This is a genomic window from Amycolatopsis jejuensis (genome assembly GCF_000717335.1).
Classification (GTDB): Bacteria; Actinomycetota; Actinomycetes; order Mycobacteriales; family Pseudonocardiaceae; genus Amycolatopsis; species Amycolatopsis jejuensis.
The window spans coordinates 276,207-293,850 of sequence record NZ_JNYZ01000005.1 but is presented as its reverse complement, the minus strand read 5'-3'; the positions used below and the strand labels follow the sequence as shown (position 1 = coordinate 293,850).

The following is a 17,644-nucleotide window of genomic DNA, read 5'->3' as shown; positions in this document are numbered from 1 at the left end:
CCGGCGACGGCGTACCCGCATTCGCTGAGGCGCCGGCCGATCCCGGCACCCATCGCCCCGAGCCCGGCCACGACGATCACGCCGTGAGCCCCATCCACTCCCGCTGGTACCGCTCGAGCTCGACGGGATCCTCGGCGGCAGCCACGACCTCGCCGCGGATCAGCACCTCCCCGCGGTCCACACAGGACGCGAGGGTGCCCAGCGAAGGCGCCGCCAGCACCACCGTCGTACCTTGTTCGGCAAGCTCCCGGATGACCTGGCCGATCTCCTCGACGATCACCGGCGCCAAACCGGTGGCGACCTCGTCGAACAACGCCACCCGTACCGGTCCCATCAACGCCCGGCTCACCGCGAGCATCTGCTGTTCACCCCCGCTCAGCACCCCGGCATACGCCTTCTCCCGCCGCCTGAGGTTGGCGAAGCGGTCCAGGGCGGCGTCCACCGCGTCCTGCTTCACGCGCAGCACCTCCGCCATCACCTCCAGGTTTTCCCGGACGGTCAGCGTGGGAAAGATCTGCCTGCCTTGCGGGACCAGGGCAAACCCGCGCCGGGCGCGTTCGGCGGCGGGCATCGCGGTGATGTCCTCGCCGTCCAGCAGGACCGCGCCCTCCGCCCGGACTCCGCCGGACAGCGCGAGCAGGAGACTCGTCTTGCCCGCGCCGTTCGGCCCCACCAGCGCGTTCACCGTGGCGGGCCGGAAGGCGAGGTCGACGGAATGCACGGCGCGGGCGTAGCCGTAACGCACGGTCAGCCCGGTGGTACTGAGCTCGCCGGTCATGCCCGATCCGCCGCCTTTCCGAAGTAGACCGCCTGCATTTCCGTGCTGGACAGGCATTCCTCGACGGGTCCGGTGAACACCGGACGGCCCCGGTCCAGCAGGACGACCCGGTCGGCGATCCGCGCGACCACGTCGATGTTGTGGTCGACGACCAGAATCGCGCACGAGCGCTCCCGGAGCGCGGCGATGGCGTCGATCATCCCCTGGACCCCGGCAGTGTCGCCGCCGGCGAACGGTTCGTCGAGCAGGAGCACCGAAGGGTCGCGGACGACCGCACGGGCGACCTCGGTAAGCCGCTGCTCACCGAGGGTCAGCTCGCCGCACGGCCGGCCGAGGCCGGTGAGGTGCACGGACTCGGCGACCTCGTCGATCCGCCGGTCGAGGTCCGGCTGCCCAGGGCGGATCATCCCGGCGAACACGTGATACAAGCCGCGCCACGGGCTCGCGAAGCGCGCGCTGCAGAGGCCCAGCCGGATGTTTTCCCGCACGGTGAGGTCCATGGCCAGCAACGGATGCTGGAACGTCCTGGCGAATGCGGCGCGACGGGCGCGGCGGGAAGGCGGTCCGGCCAGCGGAACGCCCCGCACCAGCACCCGTCCGGACGACATCGGCTGCTGCCCGGTGATCAGGTCGATCAACGTCGTCTTGCCGGCGCCGTTGGGGCCGATCAGCGCGACCACCTCACCGGCGCGCGCCTCGAGCGAGACGTCGCTGACCGCCACGACACCGCCGTACCGCTTGCTCACCGCATCGCACTGCAGCAGCACTTCCCCGGTCATGGTTCCCGCCTCATCCGTTTGGCCAGCCGGTCGAATGCGCCGAGCAGCCCGTCCGGTGCGAACCGCAGCACCACCAGCACCCCGAGCGCGAAAACCAAAGTGCCGGTCTGTTCGAAGAACGGCACTTCGAAGATCAGCACCATCACGATGACCGCCCCCAGGGCCGCGCCCCACGGGCTCCGCCGTCCGCCGAGCAGCGGCATGAACACCGCCAGGAAAACAATCGAGAGGGAAAAGGTGTCCGGTACGACGGCCCGGTTCATCATCGCCAGTAATGCGCCGCCCGTCGACGCAATTGCCGCGCCCACGGCCAGGGACAGCAATTTGATCAATGGCGCGCTGATTCCGCACGCTTCGACCGCTGCCGGTACGACGCCTTGCGCCCGCAGTGCAATGCCGTACGGCGATCGCCTGAGCCGCGACACCGCAAATCCGGCCAGCCAGGCGAGAAGCACCGCGAGAATGGTCACGCCCATCCGGTCCAGGGCAGAGCCGAACAGCGTCGGTTCCGGCAGGCCGTTGATCCCGGCGGAACCACCGCTGACCGACGGGGTGCGGAGCAGGAACGTCGAGAATGCGGTGCCGAACAGCAGAGTGACCCCGGCGAGGTAGAAGCCGGACAGCCGTGCCGTCGCGAGGCCGAGAAGTACCGCGACCACAGCGGAAAGCACCGCCCCGATCGGCAACCCCCACAACAGCGACAGGCCGGTGTGCTGCCCGATCAAGGCGACACTGAATGCGCCGATGCCCAGATATGCGTTATAGGCCAAGGAAAGCCCGTCGCCCATCACGAACGGCAGGTACATTCCGATGGCCAGCAACGCGTAAACTGCACCGAGAACCACCATGTCCCGCTGGAAATCCACCGGCGCCGCATAGAGAATGGCGAGCGCCGCCAAGGCGAGGGTGCCTGCCGGTTCCAGCAGTCGGCGTAACCACGTCATACTCGCACCTTTGCTCGGAACAGCCCTTGGGGCCGGAAAACGAAGAAAACGAAAGCCATCGCGAAGGTCAGGTAATCGAGCCACGACGGCCCGAGCCAGTACACCGCGAGCGTTTGCAGCGCCGCGATGATCAGCCCGCCCGCGAGCGGCGCCCAGTACGGGCCGATGCCGCCGACGATCAGCGCGAGAAATCCGGCGAGTGTCCACTGTAGACCGCTTTCGAAGGACACGCCCGTCCTGGCCGCGAAAAGCGGTCCCATGACCCCGGCGAGCGCACCGGCCAAGGCAAACGCGAGGAGCCGGATCCGCCGGACCGGAACGCCGATGATCTCGGCGGCCCGTTCGTTGTCGCCGACCGCGCGCAGCATCCGGCCGTACCGCGTCCGGCGAAGCCAATACCCGGCCGCCACCAGCAGGACGAGGCCGACGCCGATCAGCAGGAGTAGTGGCCCGTCGAGCACGAGACCGCCGAGGCGCCACGAACTGGCCGGGACCAGCGCTTGCCCGGGGAGCGGGGTGCGGCCGAAGACGGTCCCGGCCAGTTGCTGCAGCGCGAACAACACCGCCACGATCGCGACCACCGTCGGCAGCTCCGCGCCGCCGGTGCGTTGATGCAGCGGGCGGACGATGCTCATTTCGAGCAACGCCGACAGCGCCGTCGCCGCGACCACCCCGATCACGAAGGCGAGCAGTTTCGGCAGCTGGTAAACCGTGACCAGCCAGGACCCGAGCATCGCCGACGTCATCGCGAGCGGGCCGAGCGCGAACATGAACACGCCCGAGCCGCGCATCACCAGCAGGTAGCCGAGGCCGAGCACCCCGGAGAACACCGCCAGCGCGGCGACGGACACCCACAGTTGTAAAGGCATTGCGTTTCCTTGCCGTCGGTCAGCAGGCGGGTTGGGACACCGGCCACGCCGGGCCGGGTGTGTTGTCCGCGCCGAAGGTGCCGAGCACCATTCCGCAGTCCCCATCGGCCCCGACGTGTTTGCTCGGCCCGAAACTGATCGTGAAGGCGCTGCTGCCGTAGTGGGACTGGTACCCGGAAACCGACTGGAGGGCCTGGTTCAGCGTCCCGGATCCTTGCTTCTGCAAGGCTTCCTTGACGATTTGGACGCTGTCGTAGCCCTGCAGCCCGTATGCGGTGAGCTCGGCATGCTGACCGCCCTGTTGCTTCAAGGCCGCCGCCACTTTCTGAGTCCGCGGATTGTCCGGATGGACGCTACCGACGTACACGAGCCCGTCGAGCGCCCCCGGCCCGGCGAGCGGCCACGCCGTCGGCTGGTTGCCGAACGACGCGCCCGAAAACCTGGGTACGCCAGGCATCATCCGGTGCAGGGCGGTCTGCACGAGCGCCTCGGTCTGCCCACCGGACGAGACGACGAGCACCGCGTCCGGCTTCGCCGCCTGCACCCGCGCGATCTGCGCACTGACGTCGGCAGCGTTGACGGGAATCTTCTCCTCGGCGACGATCTTGACCCCGGCTTCCTTGATGGGCTTGGCCAGCACGGGGACGTAAGGCTGGATGGTGGAACTGTCGTCGGCCACGACCGCGACGGTCTTGATCCCGGCATTCGTCATGCCTTTGGCGTACGCGGTGCCCATGCCCGCGCTGGTCGGGCCGAGCAGGTACGTGTGGCCGGTGTCCTTGCCGGTGACTATGGCAGCACTGAGATTGTCGGGCGAGAGGCACACGAGCTCGTTCGACGCACACACCGGATTCGCTGCGACCGCGGACGCTGACCCCGAGTTCATCAGCACGACACCGGCGCCTTTACCGGCCAGTTTCCGCACCAGGACGGGGGTTTGGCTGGTGTCGCTGCCGTCGCTCTCGCTGACGAGCTCGAGCTGCTTGCCGAGAACCCCACCGCTGGCATTGATCTGCTTGATCGCAAGCTCGACACCAGCCGTGACGTAAGGCGAGTACGCGGACGCGGGCCCGGAGGTGTCTTTGATCATGCCGATCACGATGGTGTCACTCGAGGGACCAGCGGCACATCCGGCGAGGACTGCTGCGGAGAGGATCGTCACTGCGACGCTACGGCGCCTGCGCGGGTCGTTCTTGCGCTTTTGTGGTTTTCCTTGGGGATCCCGCTTGTCTCGCCGGGCCGGTTCCCTTGCGCCGAGGCGCAGTCGCTGTCCGACGCCGGACCGCACCGGTTCCTCCACCCAGGGGGGCGATTGGTGTCCCGTATCGGGTTGGGCTGGTTCACCCCCGCCGAGCCACTGCTGCTCAGTGCTGCCGGACGAGGCCGGTTCACCCTCCCCGGGCCACCGCAACCCAGCCCCACCAGACGAGGCCGGATCACCCCCACCGGGCCGCTGCTTCCGTGCGCCGCCCGACGAGGCCGGTTCACCCTCCCCGGACCACTGCTGCTCAGCGCTGCCGGACAAAGCCGGTCCGCCCGCGTCGGACTGCCGTTCTCCTGCACCGAACCCAGCCCGCTCCCCCGCCTCGGGCCGCGGCCGTTCTTCCGTGTCAGAGGGTTCGCGCGCGCCGGAGCGAGCCGGGGCGAATCTGACTGGGACGCGGCGGACGGCCATGGAATACCCCTGGGTATCTCGGCGACAGTGGCGAAGATAATCTGTCGCCAGGTTAGCAGCGTGGCCCGCGGGTCACAACAGCCGGAATCCGAGCGCGGGCGGAACAGGGGTTGCCCAGCTCGCGGAAATGCCGTTTGCGGGCGCATACTGCGGCCGCAGCGCCACCACCGCTGCCCCAGAATGGGCGTGATCCACGAACGGATCAGGGCACTGAGGTAGCGGTCAATCCCAAGGCACGCGGTAAACCCGCGCCGCTGTGCCCCCGAAAAGGGCTGCCCGTTCCGGCTCGCTCGACCCCGCGGTGAGGCGTTTGCACGCGTTCCAGAACGTCCGGTATGCGTACGATGCCTTGTCCACCGGGAAGTTGCTCTCGAACATGCACCGCTCCGCGCCGAAAAGCTCCACCGCGGTCTCCACCCACGGACGCATGACCGTCGCCAAGCGCTCCGACGACGGCGGTTCCGCGGCGACCCCCAGCTGCTGCCCCATGCTCCGCATCCCGAGGCCGCCGAGTTTCACCTGTACGTTCTCCCGCCGCGACAGGTCTGCCATCGACGCCGACCAGTCCCGGAATACCTGGTCGCGCGCGGTTGCGTAGGTGCCGATGCCCAGTGGGCCGCCGAGGTGGTCCAGCACGATCGGGACGTCCGGGAATGCCTGCGCCAGCTCGGTCACCTCGGGGATCTGCGGGTGGTAACACCAGGCGTCGAACGTGAGCCCCAGCCGCGCCAGCACCGCGAAGCCGCGACGGAACTCGTTCCGGCCCAGCAGACCGGGTTCCGGCCGGGACACCGGTCGCGTCACCGCGGGATCGGGGTCGAAGGCGGACAGGTGGCGGACGCCGCGGAACCGGCCGTCCGCCACGGCAAAGTGCGCGGCGAGGGCGGCTTCCACATCGGCGCCGAGCGTGAGGTCGGCGTGTCCGACGATCGCCGCCGCAAGACCGTTCCGGCCCGCCGTTCTCGCGAGCCCGGCGGCGAATTCCGTTTCCCCGGCGGGCCTTTCCGGAACCGGACCGGCAGTGCGGTAATGCTGACCGCATTCGACGAAAATGGTGGCCGCCACCTCTTCGACGGCATCGAGATCGTCCTCGAATTCAGCAGTCAGATAATGCGGATCGAAGAGGTGGTGATGCGGGTCGAGAATCCGGATTTCCGGCGCCAGCGGCGATTCCACGTGCCGCGCCAGCCATTCCTCCCGGATCGAGCCATGACCCGGCAGCAAGGCCGTCATCGCGGGCCCGGACGGGAGAAACCTCCGATTAACAGCCGTTCCACGCAGGTCGCGACCTGTTCGTCCGAGAGGTCATCGTCCCAGCCGAGAATCAACCTCGTGTAGACGACTGATTCGTCGCACAACGAATAAATTTCCCCGACCACAGACGCGTCAAATTCCGGATCGGCAATACCCACCTGTTGCCCGAACCGGATTGCTTTGGTCAAGGCGTCGATGAAATGCGCCCGCAGGCCGATCCACGCCTCGGCCATTGCGGCCCGCCGTTGCAGGAGTTCCTGCCACACCCGGAACAAGGCGATGTGGCGCCGGTACACCTCGAAGTACGCGAGCAGGGTCGCCCGCACGGCAAGCCGCCCGCGAACCAGCGGCAGATGCGTCTCGCGGACGATATCCGCTTCGGCAGTGGCCTGCAGGCTGCGGAAAATGTCTTCCTTGTCGAGGAAATAGCGGTAAACCGTACCGGAGGAGACACCGGCAATCTGCGAGATGTCGAGCGCCGTGGTCCCGGCGAGGCCGTGGTCCTCGAAGGCCCGCAACGCGGCCCGGCGCACGCTCTCCCAGGTCTTGTGCCCTCGCGCCGAACGCGGTCCTTCCTTGCCCTCCGCGGGTTTCCACTGGATGAAGGGCCGCGAGCCGGGCCGGATGTCGTGCGGCCGGGTCGCGATGTCGACTTCCGAACGGGGCGGCACCGAGTCCGCGTCCTCGTACAGCCCGCTTCCGACGAGCCGGGCGAGATTCTCGGCCAGCTGCGGCGCCCGCCCGGTCGACCATCCGGCCGAGACCGCAAGCGCGTAATGCAGGAGCAGGTCCACCAGAACGCGCGCCAGCGCCTGCCGTTCGTCGCTGGGCACCGGCAAATACGCCCCGAACGCGTCCACGATCTTGTTGCGCAGCACGGCAAATCGGTCGATCTCCGCAGTGCCGGGACGCGCCAGCTCGAAGATCGCGCGAACGGTCCCCGCGTGCGTCTCGGCGGCCGCCAGCCAGCGCCGGATCGCGTCGGTGATCCCGTCCGCCTGACCGAGCGAGGCGACGGCGTCCTGCTCGAAAAGGTCCACAAGCTCGGCGAACAACGCCCCTTTGCCGGGGAAATAGCGATAAAGCGCCCCGGTGGTGACGCCGACGTCGGCCGTGATGTCAGTCAGCCGCGCCCCGGCGAAACCCCGCTCCGCCATACACTGCTCGGCCGCGGCGAGAATCGCGCGCCGCGTGGGAGTCCCGTCCTGCGCGACGCTGGTCACCGAACTCCCACCGGCCCCTCACCACACCTGCAGACGACCACGTCGCCCCCCTCTCCCCACGACCGGCCCCGACCCGCACGAAAACGGTAACACCGGACAGCCGCCCACCACTCCCTTGCGCCCGCCGTCGTGAAACGCGCTGTCGGCATGGTGGACGATAACATGACACCATCATACGCACCGCCCCCGACACCACCGCGATCCACAACCGACGGCCACATTCCGGGACCCACCAGACCCCGAGGCCACCCAACCACCAGCACTTACGCATAGCCAACCAAAGACGCGGCCGCCCCACGCAGGACACCACAGAAGTACCATGCTGCTTCCCTCCATTCGTCTCCGCAGCCTCGCAGCTCCGCGTACTCGTCGCCGCACGGCCGCACACCATGTCCGCGCCGTCTCACCGCACCGACGCGCTCAGTGTCTTCGTCGTGGCTACGTTCAGCGTTCTCGCCGCTCGATGCTCAAGCCGCCCTCGCCGCAGCTGGTGCATAACCTGGCGTCGTGTTACTGTCCCTCGAGCTTGCCTGCCTGGCCAGCCGGAAGACCCGAAGCCCTTTCCCGTGGCCGGAAGGCATTTCCGGCCACGTGCACTGAGGGAGGACCATGTCCCCATCTGTCGCCAGTCAGTCCCGATCGCTGGTTGCCCGTCTTGATCGGATACCCCGCTGGCCGTATCCCCATCTGCTGCTGTGGATCGTCGGCTCGGGGTACTTCTTCACGTATTTCGAGACCAACAACATCGGCATCGCGCTGCCGGCGATCCGCAAGGATCTCGGTGCCGGCAGTACCGCGATTTCGCTCACCATCACCTCGAGCCTGCTCGGGTTCGTCATCGGGGCGTTCTTCACCAGTTTCGTGAGCGACAAATACGGGCGCCGCGCGGGAATTCTGGCGTCGCTCGGGGTCATTTCGCTGGGTTCGCTGGCGACCGCAGCCAGCCCGAATCTCGAATGGCTGATCGCGTGGCGGCTGGTCGCCGGGGCCGGGGCCGGCGGGGCCATCGTCACCATCAGCACGTACATCGGCGAACTTGCACCCGCCGGTCTCCGCGGCCGGTACAACTCGTGGGCCAGCCTCTTCGCGTTCGTCGGGACGACCGTCACTCCGCTGGTCGCGCTCCTTCTCGTGCCAACGGTGAGCTGGGGCTGGCGACCATTCCTCGTCATTCCCATCATTTCGGTGGTCTTCCTCGTGGCCACCCGGAAATCGCTGCCGGAATCGCCGCGGTGGCTGATTTCCCAAGGCCGTGACGACGAGGCCGAGCAGATCATCGACCGCGCGGAACGATTCGCGATCCGCCGCTACGGCATCCAGCTGCCCCCACCGGCCGCTGTCGCCGGTGAGCCGCGGTCGAATTCCCGGGTGCCCTACGGCGCCTTGCTGCGAAAGCCGTTCCTCTCCCGCAGCCTCCTGCTCACCGGCATTTTCTTCCTTTTCTACCTCACCTCGTACGGCTTCGCGAGCCTCAATCCGACGTTCATCAACCAGCGCGGATTCGACCTCAGCGCGAGCATCGGCTTCGTCGCGATCGGGAACGTCGGCACCATTGCCGGTGCGTTGCTGGCGCCGTGGATCAGCGACCGGTTCGAGCGCAAGTACGTGATCGCCGCCGCATCGCTGCTCACGGCCGCGGGATGTGCGCTTCTCGGCGTCTCCACACAGCTTCCCGGCATCCTCGCCGGGACCATCATCACCTGGTTCGCCGCCGCCGTGTTCCAGCCGATTCTCTACACCCTCGGCACGGAAACCTTCCCCACCCGCGCCCGCACCGCGGGAATGGGCTTCTCCGACGGGATCGGCCACCTCGGCGGGGCGGTGGCGGCGCCCGCTCTCGTCGCCATCCACAGTGGACTCGGCGTGACCGCGGCCTACCTCGGCATGGCGGTGCCGATGATCGTCCTGCTCGCCTTCCTGCCGTTCATCCCGGCCACCGTCGGCCGCCCGCTCACCGAGATCAACCCCGAAACCACCCGCTGAGAGGCCCGGAATGCAGCTACCCAGCGAGGACGACGTACGCCGCCTCCTCGAGCGTGACCGCAACTGGACCCGTTGGGGCCCCGACGACCAGCGCGGAGCGATCAATCTCATCGACGACGCCAAGCGGCGGCAGGCGGCCGCGCTCGTCCGGTCCGGGCGCTCGGTGTCGCTGTCCCGCCCGTTGGACGCGTCGAAAAGCCCGCACAACCCGACGCCGATCGGGCAGGAGCTGGTGCGCACGACGTGGCGCTCGGCCGACGCCGGATACGCGCACGACGCAATCACCATCGACTGTCACAGCCGCAACATCACGCATCTCGACGCGCTCTGTCACATCTGGGACCGCGACGGCATGTGGGGCGGACGGCAGCCGGACGAGGTGCTCTCCGAATCCGGTTCGTCCTGGGGTGATATCGACAACTGGTCGGACGGAATTGTCACGCGCGGCCTTCTTCTCGACATTCCGGGCTTACGCGGCACCGAATGCGTCGAAGTGGAAGAACCGGTCCACGGAAACGAATTGGCGGCAGCGGTGGCAGCGGCCGGACTCACCGTGGAACCGGGTGACGCGCTGTGCGTGTTCGGCGGCCGCGACGAATGGGATGCCCGCCACCACCACGAATGGACCGGCTATCCCCCGGACCCGCGGCCCGGTCTCCACGCGTCCTGCCTGGAGTTCCTGCGGGACCACGACGTGGCGATGCTCGTCTGGGACAACGCCGACGTCACCCCGAGCGGCTACGAGGTCCCCTGGACCGTGCACGGGGCACTGATGTCGTACGGCGTGGCGCTGCTGGACCAGGCCCAGCTCGGCCCGCTGACCCGGGAATGCCGCGCGGCCGGCCGGTACGAATTCATGCTGTGCGTCGCGCCCCTGCGCATTCCGGGCGGCACCGGTTCCCCGGTCAACCCGATCGCGATCCTCTAACCACTCACCGGACAGCGAGAGACCCAGCGACCGCTCGATCGTCATCGAAAGGCAGGGAACAACGGCAATTCCGCGGCACCCCCGCAACTCCGCACCAGGCGGACGGTCTCGCGTGCGGCCGAGCCCATTGCCGTCAAGTGGCCGAATTCTTCCGTGGTCTCGGCGAACGCGGTCAGCTGGTGGAGTACGCGGGCCCGCCAGGTCGAGCTGCCCCACGGGAAGTCGGCGAAGGCTCGGGGCCAGATCCCGTTGCTGATGATCCAATACGCGCACGCTTCGGTCAGCGCCGCCCCGAAGTCACCGGCAATACCCAGCCGGGCCCGATACGCGCGTTCGGTCTCGGCAATGACTTCCCGCGGCAGCCGGCCGGCCCAGTAGCAATGCGGCATTCCCAAGCGGTAGTACGCCGTATCCAGCAGGCAAAGGTGATACCCACCGCGCTCGAAATCGATCAAGCGCACGCCGGCAGGCCCGAGAAGGGCATTGTCCGGGCACGTGTCGCTGTGGACGTAGGCACGGAACGGCGAAGCGTGCTCCACCGAACCGGTCAAGGCTTCGTATTCGTCCCGGAAAGCCGCCGGAACCTCCTGGCCCAGCAGGGAGAGTCCCTTCCGCAGTTGCGTCTCCAGAAGGCGCAGGTCACCCCACCCTTGGGTATCGAGCAGATTGCCCCACGATTTCCAGTCACGCGGCAGGCCACGCGGCCCGAGCGCATCCCTGACCTCCCAGTACCGCGCCTCCGCACCCGCGGTCCCGGTATGCAGGTCCGCGATCGCCTGCGCGTGCATGGTGAGCGACTCACCGGCACGGCCGGGATCCGGCCCGCGAAGAGCATCGACGAGGCTCTCGCCCGCCCCCAGGTCCTCCATCGCGACCACGCAGGCGGCCCGATCCCCGCCGTAGAACGCAGGTACCAGCCCGTTGTCCGGCAGCACGCTGTTCAGGAACGCCAGCCCTGCCCATTCCTCGAGGAGCGGCTGCGCCGGATTGCCTGCCCGCGCATCCGGATCAGCGGGCAGGCCCGGCTCGGATCGTGCCGTCTTGACGATCACCCGCGCGGGCGCATCCACCGGAGCGGTCTCGACGGTGAACCGGTACGCCTTGCCCTCACTCAGCGTCACCGCGGAACCGAGCCGGACATCGCCGCCCCAAGCCTCCCCGAGCAGGCGCTCGGCGACCGCCGGCACCGCCTCAGTCATGGCCCTGACACCGCCGCGCCGGACCGGCCAGGATCGCGCTGACGGCAAGCGGGTCCGCATCCAAGCTGATCATGTCGATATCGTAGCCAGCCACCAGCTGCTCACTCGCCTCGATTGCCTCCACAGTGGACAGCGCCGCCTCGGCCAGCAGACCCAGTCCGCCGCCATGGGGCCTGGTGCCGGTTCGGCGTGCACGTGGCCGCGGAGCACCGGCCACGCGCCTGCCTGACCCCGGCAAACGCGGGCGGCATACACTCGACCCCGTGACTGCCGCCAAGAATCCGAACACCGAGCGATCGGCCGCGCAGACCGACTCGCGCCGGAAGTTCGTCGAGGCCACCAAGCGGCTGCTCGCCCAGCGGCCGCCCAGTGCGATCACGTCCAAGCAGATCGCGCAGGAGGCCGGGCTCAAGCACACCCTGATTTACCACTATTTCGACTCCAAGGAGAGCGTGTTCCTGGAGGCGATGAAAGAGCTCCAGCAGGCCTATCTGGACTACCGCGAGAAGGTCGTCGACCGCAGTGTGGCGCTGCCGCCGCTGCCGATCGACGGGCACGAGCAGTGGTGGCGGGCCGCCGCGAACTTCTCCGCCGACGGCGGGCATTCGTACAGCTCACTGGGCTGGACGTACCCGCTCATGAACGAGGAGCTCGCGGCGATCCGCCACCACCACCCGGAAATCACCGAGCTTCAGGCGAAAGCCCACATCATCAGGGAAATCTCGCTGAACTTCGGCTGGATCGCGTTCAAGGGGACGCTGCAGCGCGGCTTCGGGCTCAGTGCCGAGGAGCTCGAAGCCATCGAGCAGCAGATGTGGGACTCCCGCGTCACCGGTCCCTGATCAGCCGGCCGCCGCGGCGATCCGGGCGATGTCCCGTTTGGGATTGATCAGCACCAGCCCGGCCACGCCGCCGAAGGCGATGAACACGCCGGAAACCAGCAGCGCCACGGTGTATCCGTGGGCCTGCCCGGCGCCGTCCGCCGACACGATCCAGCCGAAGACCGCCGGTGCGAACACCCCGGCCGACGTCAGGATCGCGACGTACAGCCCGAGCACCGCCCCGCGCTGCAGTACCGGGACGAACTCCGAAATCGTGACCGCGCCGGTCGTGAACGTGACCAGCCCGAGGCCGAATCCCAGGCACAGCACCACGATCTGCAGTGCCCCGGTGCTCGTGCCCGCCGAGATGATCACGAAGCCCCCGGCGAGCGCGGTGCTCAGCGACGCCATCCCGGACCGGGCGATCCGCGAGCTGACCCCGCGTTTCATCATCGCACTGGTCAGAAGCGCCTGTACCACCAGGAATCCGACTGCGGTGAGCGACACACCCATCACGATGTTCGCCGCCGCCGTGGCTGAATACCCGTGACTGGTCCGCAGGTACGCGGGCAGCCACGCGGACAGCACGGCCAGCCCCCAGTACGCGGAGAGCCCGACGAGTGTCGCGCCGATAAACGACCGGGTGGTCAGCAGCGTGCGGTAGCGGACCCGGATGCCGGAGTCGAACACCGTGCCCTTGGCGGCCGGTTTACTGCCGTCCAGCGGGCCTTCGCGGCCCACGAACAGCCAGATCAGCAACCACACCACCCCCGCGGTGCCGACGGCGAAGAACGCCCAGTGCCAGTCGTGGTGGGAAATAATCCACGTGAGCGCCGGAGCCGCGACCGCGATCCCGCCGAAGGCGCCCACGTTCTGCAGCGCCACCGGAAGCGTCCGCTTCTCGTCCGGGAACCATTTCGCCGCCGCGTGGAAGGACAATCCCGCGGACGGCCCCTCGCCGAAGCCGAGCACGATCCGGGCGAGGAAGATCACCAGGAACGTGGGCGCCAGCCAGATCGCGTACTGGCTGACCGACCAGATCACCACCATCCAGACGAGCATCCACTTGGTGGACCGCCGGTTGGCGAGGAATCCGGCGAACACCGCGGACACCGCGAAGAGGAAGTAGATCGCGCTCGCCAGCAGGCCGTACTCACCGGGTCCGATCCCGAGATCCCGCATCAGCGGGACGGCGACCAGGCCGAGCACGGCCTTGTCCGCCCAGTTGATGAGCGCGAGCAGCACGAGCATGACGGTGACCGCCCACGCGCGCCCGTGGTGCGGTTCCGGGACCGGCACCGGGGCCGGTTTGGTGCGGGGAAGGTTCGAAGTCATCGTTGACCGCCTTCGTCGAGGATAGGGGAGAACAGCTCACCCGGCACGCCGGGCAAGACCGGCCCGCGGGGTGACGTGGTAATCGGAGAAATCGACCCGGCGGGTCATCTCCCAGTACTCGAAGCTCGTCCACGGCATGTTCGCGGTGACGCGGCCGCGGCTGTTGCGGTACCAGCTCGCGGCCGGGCTCACGCTCCACACCATTTCGGCGAGCCGCTCGTCGAGCCGCTCGTTGTAGTGCGCGGCGGCATCGGCGCGGACCTCGAGTTCGGCCCAGCGCCGTTCGATCATCGTCTTGAGCGCCTCCGCGATGTAGCGCGACCAGTTCTCGGCCTGGAAGATGAGGCTGCCGCCGGTGCCGATGTTGGTGTTCGGCCCGTACATCACGAAGAAGTTGGGGAATCCGGGCACGGCCATGCCCAGGTGCGCACGGGGATCGTCGTCGCCCCACGCGTCCCGGATGGAGTGTCCGCCGCGTCCGGTGACGTCGTAGGACGCCAGCATCCGGCCGGCCTGGAATCCGGTGGCGAGAATGCACACGTCGGTCGGCCGCGCCTGGCCGTCGGCGCCGATGACGTGGCCGCCGTCGAAGGAGAGGCCGGCGCCCGGCACGAGTTCGACATCGGGGCGGCGCAACATCCGGTACCACCCGTTGTCGCGCAGGATCCGCTTGGAGAACGGCGGATAGTCCGGGACCACCGCGGGCCGCAGGTCCTGCCGGTCGCCCAGTTCGGCCTGGATGTACGCGGTGAGTTCCTTGCGCATTTGCTCGTTGGCCGCGCTGATGGTGTCGTGGGTGGCGGCCCACGTCGGGTCGGCGAGTTGCGCGGCGCGGTTGATGTCGTTCTGGGAGAACAGGGTTCGCGCGCGGAACCATCGGGCGTAGGCGGGCACCTTGGCCATGAGCCAGCGTTCGCCGTCGCTGACCTGGCTGAGGTAGTTGTCGATGCCGATGTTCCAGTGCGCCGTGCGCTGGTACACGGTCAGGTGCGCGGCTTTCCCGGCCACCGCCGGTCCGATCTGGTTCGCACTCGCGCCGGTTCCGACCAAGGCGACGCGGCGGCCGGTGAGATCGATCGAGCCGTCCCATTCCGCCGAATGCACCATGGTTCCGGTGAACGTTTCCTGCCCCGGATAGTCCGGTCGATACGGAATGCCGAGCAGCCCGGCTGCACTGATCACGGCGTCGGCGATGAGATGGAACTCCTTCCCGGCCGCATCGGTTCCGCTTACCTGCCAACGGAAGTTGTCCTCGTCGTACTCCGCTTTGGTGACCCGGCAGCCGAAGCGCGTATTGTCCTCGAGTCCCGATTGCCGGGCCACCGACTGCAGGTACGAGAGGATTTCCGGCTGTTTCGCGTAGTACCGGCTCCACTGTGGACTCGGCGCGAAGGAGTACGAATAGAAGTGGCTGGCGATGTCGACGCCGCAGCCCGGGTAGGAATTGTGCAGCCACGTCCCGCCGAAGTTCTTTCCCTGCTCCAGCAAGGTGAACGGAATCCCGAGCCGCCGCAGCCTCCGTGCGGCCGCGATCCCCGAGATGCCGCCGCCGATGATCACGACGTGAAAGCCTTGCGCCGCCGCCGGACGAGCGCCGGACCAATCCAATTCCTCCTCTGTGGACAGTCCCATCTCCTTGAGCACCATTTCTTCCTGACCCGGCGGCGTCGCGGACCCGGCGGACAGCGAGATCAGCTCACGCACTCGCGGTACGGACGGCTCGTCCCCCGCGGACACCATGATCGCGTCGGCAAGGCGGTCGCGGATCTCGTCCGCCAGCGCGGGCGGGAAATCGTGCTGCCACGGTGCGGGACCGGTGATGTGCCGCGTCCACTGCACGGCTTCGGGGTCGCCGGTGAGCTCGCACAGCGTGAGCAGCTGCGTGGGCAGCTCACCGTCGCGCAGGGCGCTCCGGACGGTGTCACGGGTGAACGGCACTGGCCGAACGGCTGTCGACATGTTTCTCCTCGTCATGCATTCCTCGCTGTGCTTCAGGCGAGGTGGTGGGCGATCCAGGACGCCTGCAGGGCGTGTTTGTCGCCGGGGTAACGGTTGATCACGTGCTCGCCGCGGTCGAACAGCACCATTTGCTTGTCCGGCGCGGAAATCCGCTCGAGTACTTCCTCGCCGTCGGCCACCGGGACCATCGGATCGGCGCTGCCCTGCAGGAGCTGGACCGGGCAGCGGAGGTCCATGCGCGAGGGCAGGTCGACGGTTTCGAACGTCTTGCGCACCACCTCCGCGGAAACCCCGCTCCAGCCGCAGAAAGTCGCGAGTTTGCGTGCGTAGCTGGGCCGTTGGAGGTGGTCGGACAGCCGCAGCAACGGCCCGTTGCTCGACACTGCCGAGAACACCGGGTACCGCTCCGCGATCTGCAGCACCATTCCGGCGGCCATGCTGTTTCCCGCTGCCGCGATGCGATGGGGACCGGCAAGCCGCGTGAGGTGGTCGACGACCGGCTGATAGGCGCCCAGCCAGTCCGGACTCAGGTAATGCTCGTGCCGGAACCGGGTTTCGCCCTGTCCGGGACCGTCGATGACCAGCGCCGTCAAGCCCTCGTCGACGAACGACAGCGCGAGACCTTCCCAGTCCATCGCCCAGCCGTCGACCCCGCCGTGGACCAGCACCACGGGCGCCTCCGGACGGGGCCGGATCACCCAAGCCGCCAGACCGCCGTCGAGGTCCACGCGCTCGTAACGTGCGTCGTCGGCACGGGACTCGGTGAACAACTCCGCAGCCCGCAGATAGGCTTCGCGGCGGTTTTCGTCGTTCTCGAGGTCCATCACCCGGCTGATCCGCAGCAACGCCGACGCCCGATGCAGATGGTGGTTCCGCGCCCGGGTGGACAGCCATTCGATTCCGGCGCGGTCCAGCACGCCTTCGGCGAGCGCGACCGCGGTGGCCTGCCAAGAGGCCCCTTCGCCGACGAGTTCGAGCAGCCGCAACGCGTCCCCGGCCTCGACGCCGTACGCAGCCAGCCGCAGCGGCGTGAACTGCCGGAGCGCTGCCGCCGATGCCTGGTCCGCCGGGCCCGGCAGCGCCGGGTAACCGACCCGCAGCTCACGCATGACCGGTCCCCATCGCATCCGCGACGATCTTGAGCCCAGCGTGCCCCAGCGAACCGCCGTCGACCGCGATTTCGGCCCCGGAAATCCAGGCGGCGTCATCGGACAACAGGAACGCGACGAGCGGCGCGACATCGTCCGGCGTCCCGGTGCGGCCCAGCGGAATGAGGCTCAGCCAGGCGTCGACGAACCGCTGCGGCGAATCGCCCTGCATCGGCGTCTCGATGTAGCCCGGCAGCACCGTGTTGACCCGGATTCCCGCAGGTCCGAGCTCCGCACTCGCGATCCGCGACAGCCCGCGCAGCGCCCATTTGCTCACGCCGTACCCAGCCGACATGTGCGCCCCGGCCGCGACGACCGAGCTGATGTTGACGATCGACCCACCGTCGGTCATCAGCGGCGCGAGCGCCTGGATGCCGAGCATCGGACCGGTCGTGTTGATCTCCAGCAGCCGGTTCCAGTCCTCCAGGCGAACGTCCCGCAACCGCCCTTGTTTCCCGCGCGCGCCGACGATCCCCGCGTTGTTGACCAGGCCGTGCACCACGCCGAACCGCCGCCGAAGCCCGTCGGCGAGGCCCACCCAGCCCTCCGCGGACGCAACGTCGAGCCGATGGAACTCGGCCCCGTCCGGCAACCGCTCACTGGGCTCGACGACGTCGGTGACCACGACCCGAGCCCCCTCGGCCGCCAGCAAGCCGGCCTCACGCCACCCCTGCCCGCGAGCACCCCCGGTGAGCACCACGGTCTTCCCGGAAAGTCTTGCCACCCTGATCACCTCGGCCCTCGGACGG

Annotated in this window: 15 protein-coding genes; 3 read left to right on the top strand and 12 right to left on the bottom strand. The window is 68.3% G+C overall.

What is annotated here, in order from left to right; genetic code table 11:
- Positions 1–76: 76 nt before the first annotated feature.
- The 7 genes from OO71_RS07895 to OO71_RS07865 form a co-directional block, all read right to left on the bottom strand.
- Complete coding sequence (locus OO71_RS07895; RefSeq protein ID WP_033288963.1) at positions 77–778, bottom strand: ABC transporter ATP-binding protein; 702 nt, start codon at positions 776–778, stop codon at positions 77–79.
- Positions 775–1,557: an ABC transporter ATP-binding protein gene (locus OO71_RS07890; protein ID WP_033288962.1), complete on the bottom strand. Its 783-nt coding sequence runs from the start codon at positions 1,555–1,557 to the stop codon at positions 775–777. The genes OO71_RS07895 and OO71_RS07890 overlap by 4 nt, the downstream gene beginning before the upstream one ends.
- A complete protein-coding gene (locus tag OO71_RS07885) occupies positions 1,554–2,501 on the bottom strand; it encodes a branched-chain amino acid ABC transporter permease (RefSeq protein ID WP_033288961.1) in 948 nt (315 codons plus the stop codon). The genes OO71_RS07890 and OO71_RS07885 overlap by 4 nt, the downstream gene beginning before the upstream one ends.
- Complete coding sequence (locus OO71_RS07880; RefSeq protein ID WP_033288960.1) at positions 2,498–3,370, bottom strand: branched-chain amino acid ABC transporter permease; 873 nt, start codon at positions 3,368–3,370, stop codon at positions 2,498–2,500. Before OO71_RS07880 ends, OO71_RS07885 begins: the two co-directional genes overlap by 4 nt.
- Before the next feature lie 19 nt (positions 3,371–3,389).
- A complete protein-coding gene (locus tag OO71_RS52895) occupies positions 3,390–5,045 on the bottom strand; it encodes an ABC transporter substrate-binding protein (RefSeq protein WP_084144777.1) in 1,656 nt (551 codons plus the stop codon).
- A 222-nt stretch (positions 5,046–5,267) separates the two neighbouring features.
- Entirely contained in the window at positions 5,268–6,278 is a 1,011-nt protein-coding gene (locus OO71_RS07870; RefSeq protein WP_033288958.1) for an amidohydrolase family protein, read from the bottom strand.
- Positions 6,275–7,522 (bottom strand): TetR/AcrR family transcriptional regulator, encoded by a 1,248-nt coding sequence (locus OO71_RS07865; RefSeq protein ID WP_033288957.1) that lies wholly within the window; start codon positions 7,520–7,522, stop codon positions 6,275–6,277. Before OO71_RS07865 ends, OO71_RS07870 begins: the two co-directional genes overlap by 4 nt.
- 609 nt (positions 7,523–8,131) lie before the next feature.
- Between OO71_RS07865 and OO71_RS07860 the strand changes: the two genes are divergently transcribed.
- A complete protein-coding gene (locus OO71_RS07860; protein WP_033288956.1) occupies positions 8,132–9,505 on the top strand; it encodes an MFS transporter in 1,374 nt (457 codons plus the stop codon).
- Between the two features lie 10 nt (positions 9,506–9,515).
- Complete coding sequence (locus tag OO71_RS07855) at positions 9,516–10,433, top strand: cyclase family protein (protein ID WP_033288955.1); 918 nt, start codon at positions 9,516–9,518, stop codon at positions 10,431–10,433.
- A 41-nt stretch (positions 10,434–10,474) separates the two neighbouring features.
- On the opposite strand, the gene OO71_RS07850 is transcribed toward OO71_RS07855, so the two are convergent.
- The gene (locus OO71_RS07850) at positions 10,475–11,632 is read right to left on the bottom strand and encodes an aminoglycoside phosphotransferase family protein (RefSeq protein ID WP_033288954.1); all 1,158 of its coding nucleotides are present in this window, start codon (positions 11,630–11,632) and stop codon (positions 10,475–10,477) included.
- A 263-nt stretch (positions 11,633–11,895) separates the two neighbouring features.
- Between OO71_RS07850 and OO71_RS07845 the strand changes: the two genes are divergently transcribed.
- Complete coding sequence (locus tag OO71_RS07845; protein WP_033288953.1) at positions 11,896–12,474, top strand: TetR/AcrR family transcriptional regulator; 579 nt, start codon at positions 11,896–11,898, stop codon at positions 12,472–12,474.
- On the opposite strand, the gene OO71_RS07840 is transcribed toward OO71_RS07845, so the two are convergent.
- From OO71_RS07840 to OO71_RS07825, 4 genes are read right to left on the bottom strand one after another with little or no spacing between them, the layout of a single operon-like run.
- A complete protein-coding gene (locus tag OO71_RS07840; protein ID WP_051791250.1) occupies positions 12,475–13,788 on the bottom strand; it encodes an MFS transporter in 1,314 nt (437 codons plus the stop codon). It abuts the gene before it with no gap.
- Between the two features lie 36 nt (positions 13,789–13,824).
- Positions 13,825–15,747 (bottom strand): flavin-containing monooxygenase, encoded by a 1,923-nt coding sequence (locus tag OO71_RS07835; RefSeq protein ID WP_033288952.1) that lies wholly within the window; start codon positions 15,745–15,747, stop codon positions 13,825–13,827.
- A 32-nt stretch (positions 15,748–15,779) separates the two neighbouring features.
- Positions 15,780–16,856 carry an alpha/beta hydrolase family protein gene (locus OO71_RS07830; protein WP_033288951.1) on the bottom strand — a complete coding sequence of 359 codons (1,077 nt, stop codon included), beginning with the start codon at positions 16,854–16,856 and terminating at the stop codon, positions 15,780–15,782.
- Entirely contained in the window at positions 16,849–17,619 is a 771-nt protein-coding gene (locus OO71_RS07825; RefSeq protein WP_211260459.1) for an SDR family NAD(P)-dependent oxidoreductase, read from the bottom strand. The genes OO71_RS07830 and OO71_RS07825 overlap by 8 nt, the downstream gene beginning before the upstream one ends.
- Between the last annotated feature and the right edge of the window lie 25 nt (positions 17,620–17,644).

What these genes read in the sequence shown, in the direction of transcription:
- OO71_RS07895 (WP_033288963.1), bottom strand. Translation starts at nt 778, where the DNA reads ATGACCGGCGAGCTCAGTACCACCGGGCTGACCGTGCGTTACGGCTAC.
- OO71_RS07890 (WP_033288962.1), bottom strand. Translation starts at nt 1,557, where the DNA reads ATGACCGGGGAAGTGCTGCTGCAGTGCGATGCGGTGAGCAAGCGGTAC.
- OO71_RS07885 (WP_033288961.1), bottom strand. Translation starts at nt 2,501, where the DNA reads ATGACGTGGTTACGCCGACTGCTGGAACCGGCAGGCACCCTCGCCTTG.
- OO71_RS07880 (WP_033288960.1), bottom strand. Translation starts at nt 3,370, where the DNA reads ATGCCTTTACAACTGTGGGTGTCCGTCGCCGCGCTGGCGGTGTTCTCC.
- OO71_RS52895 (WP_084144777.1), bottom strand. Translation starts at nt 5,045, where the DNA reads ATGGCCGTCCGCCGCGTCCCAGTCAGATTCGCCCCGGCTCGCTCCGGC.
- OO71_RS07870 (WP_033288958.1), bottom strand. Translation starts at nt 6,278, where the DNA reads ATGACGGCCTTGCTGCCGGGTCATGGCTCGATCCGGGAGGAATGGCTG.
- OO71_RS07860 (WP_033288956.1), top strand. Translation starts at nt 8,132, where the DNA reads ATGTCCCCATCTGTCGCCAGTCAGTCCCGATCGCTGGTTGCCCGTCTT.
- OO71_RS07855 (WP_033288955.1), top strand. Translation starts at nt 9,516, where the DNA reads ATGCAGCTACCCAGCGAGGACGACGTACGCCGCCTCCTCGAGCGTGAC.
- OO71_RS07850 (WP_033288954.1), bottom strand. Translation starts at nt 11,632, where the DNA reads ATGACTGAGGCGGTGCCGGCGGTCGCCGAGCGCCTGCTCGGGGAGGCT.
- OO71_RS07840 (WP_051791250.1), bottom strand. Translation starts at nt 13,788, where the DNA reads ATGACTTCGAACCTTCCCCGCACCAAACCGGCCCCGGTGCCGGTCCCG.
- OO71_RS07835 (WP_033288952.1), bottom strand. Translation starts at nt 15,747, where the DNA reads ATGTCGACAGCCGTTCGGCCAGTGCCGTTCACCCGTGACACCGTCCGG.
- OO71_RS07830 (WP_033288951.1), bottom strand. Translation starts at nt 16,856, where the DNA reads ATGCGTGAGCTGCGGGTCGGTTACCCGGCGCTGCCGGGCCCGGCGGAC.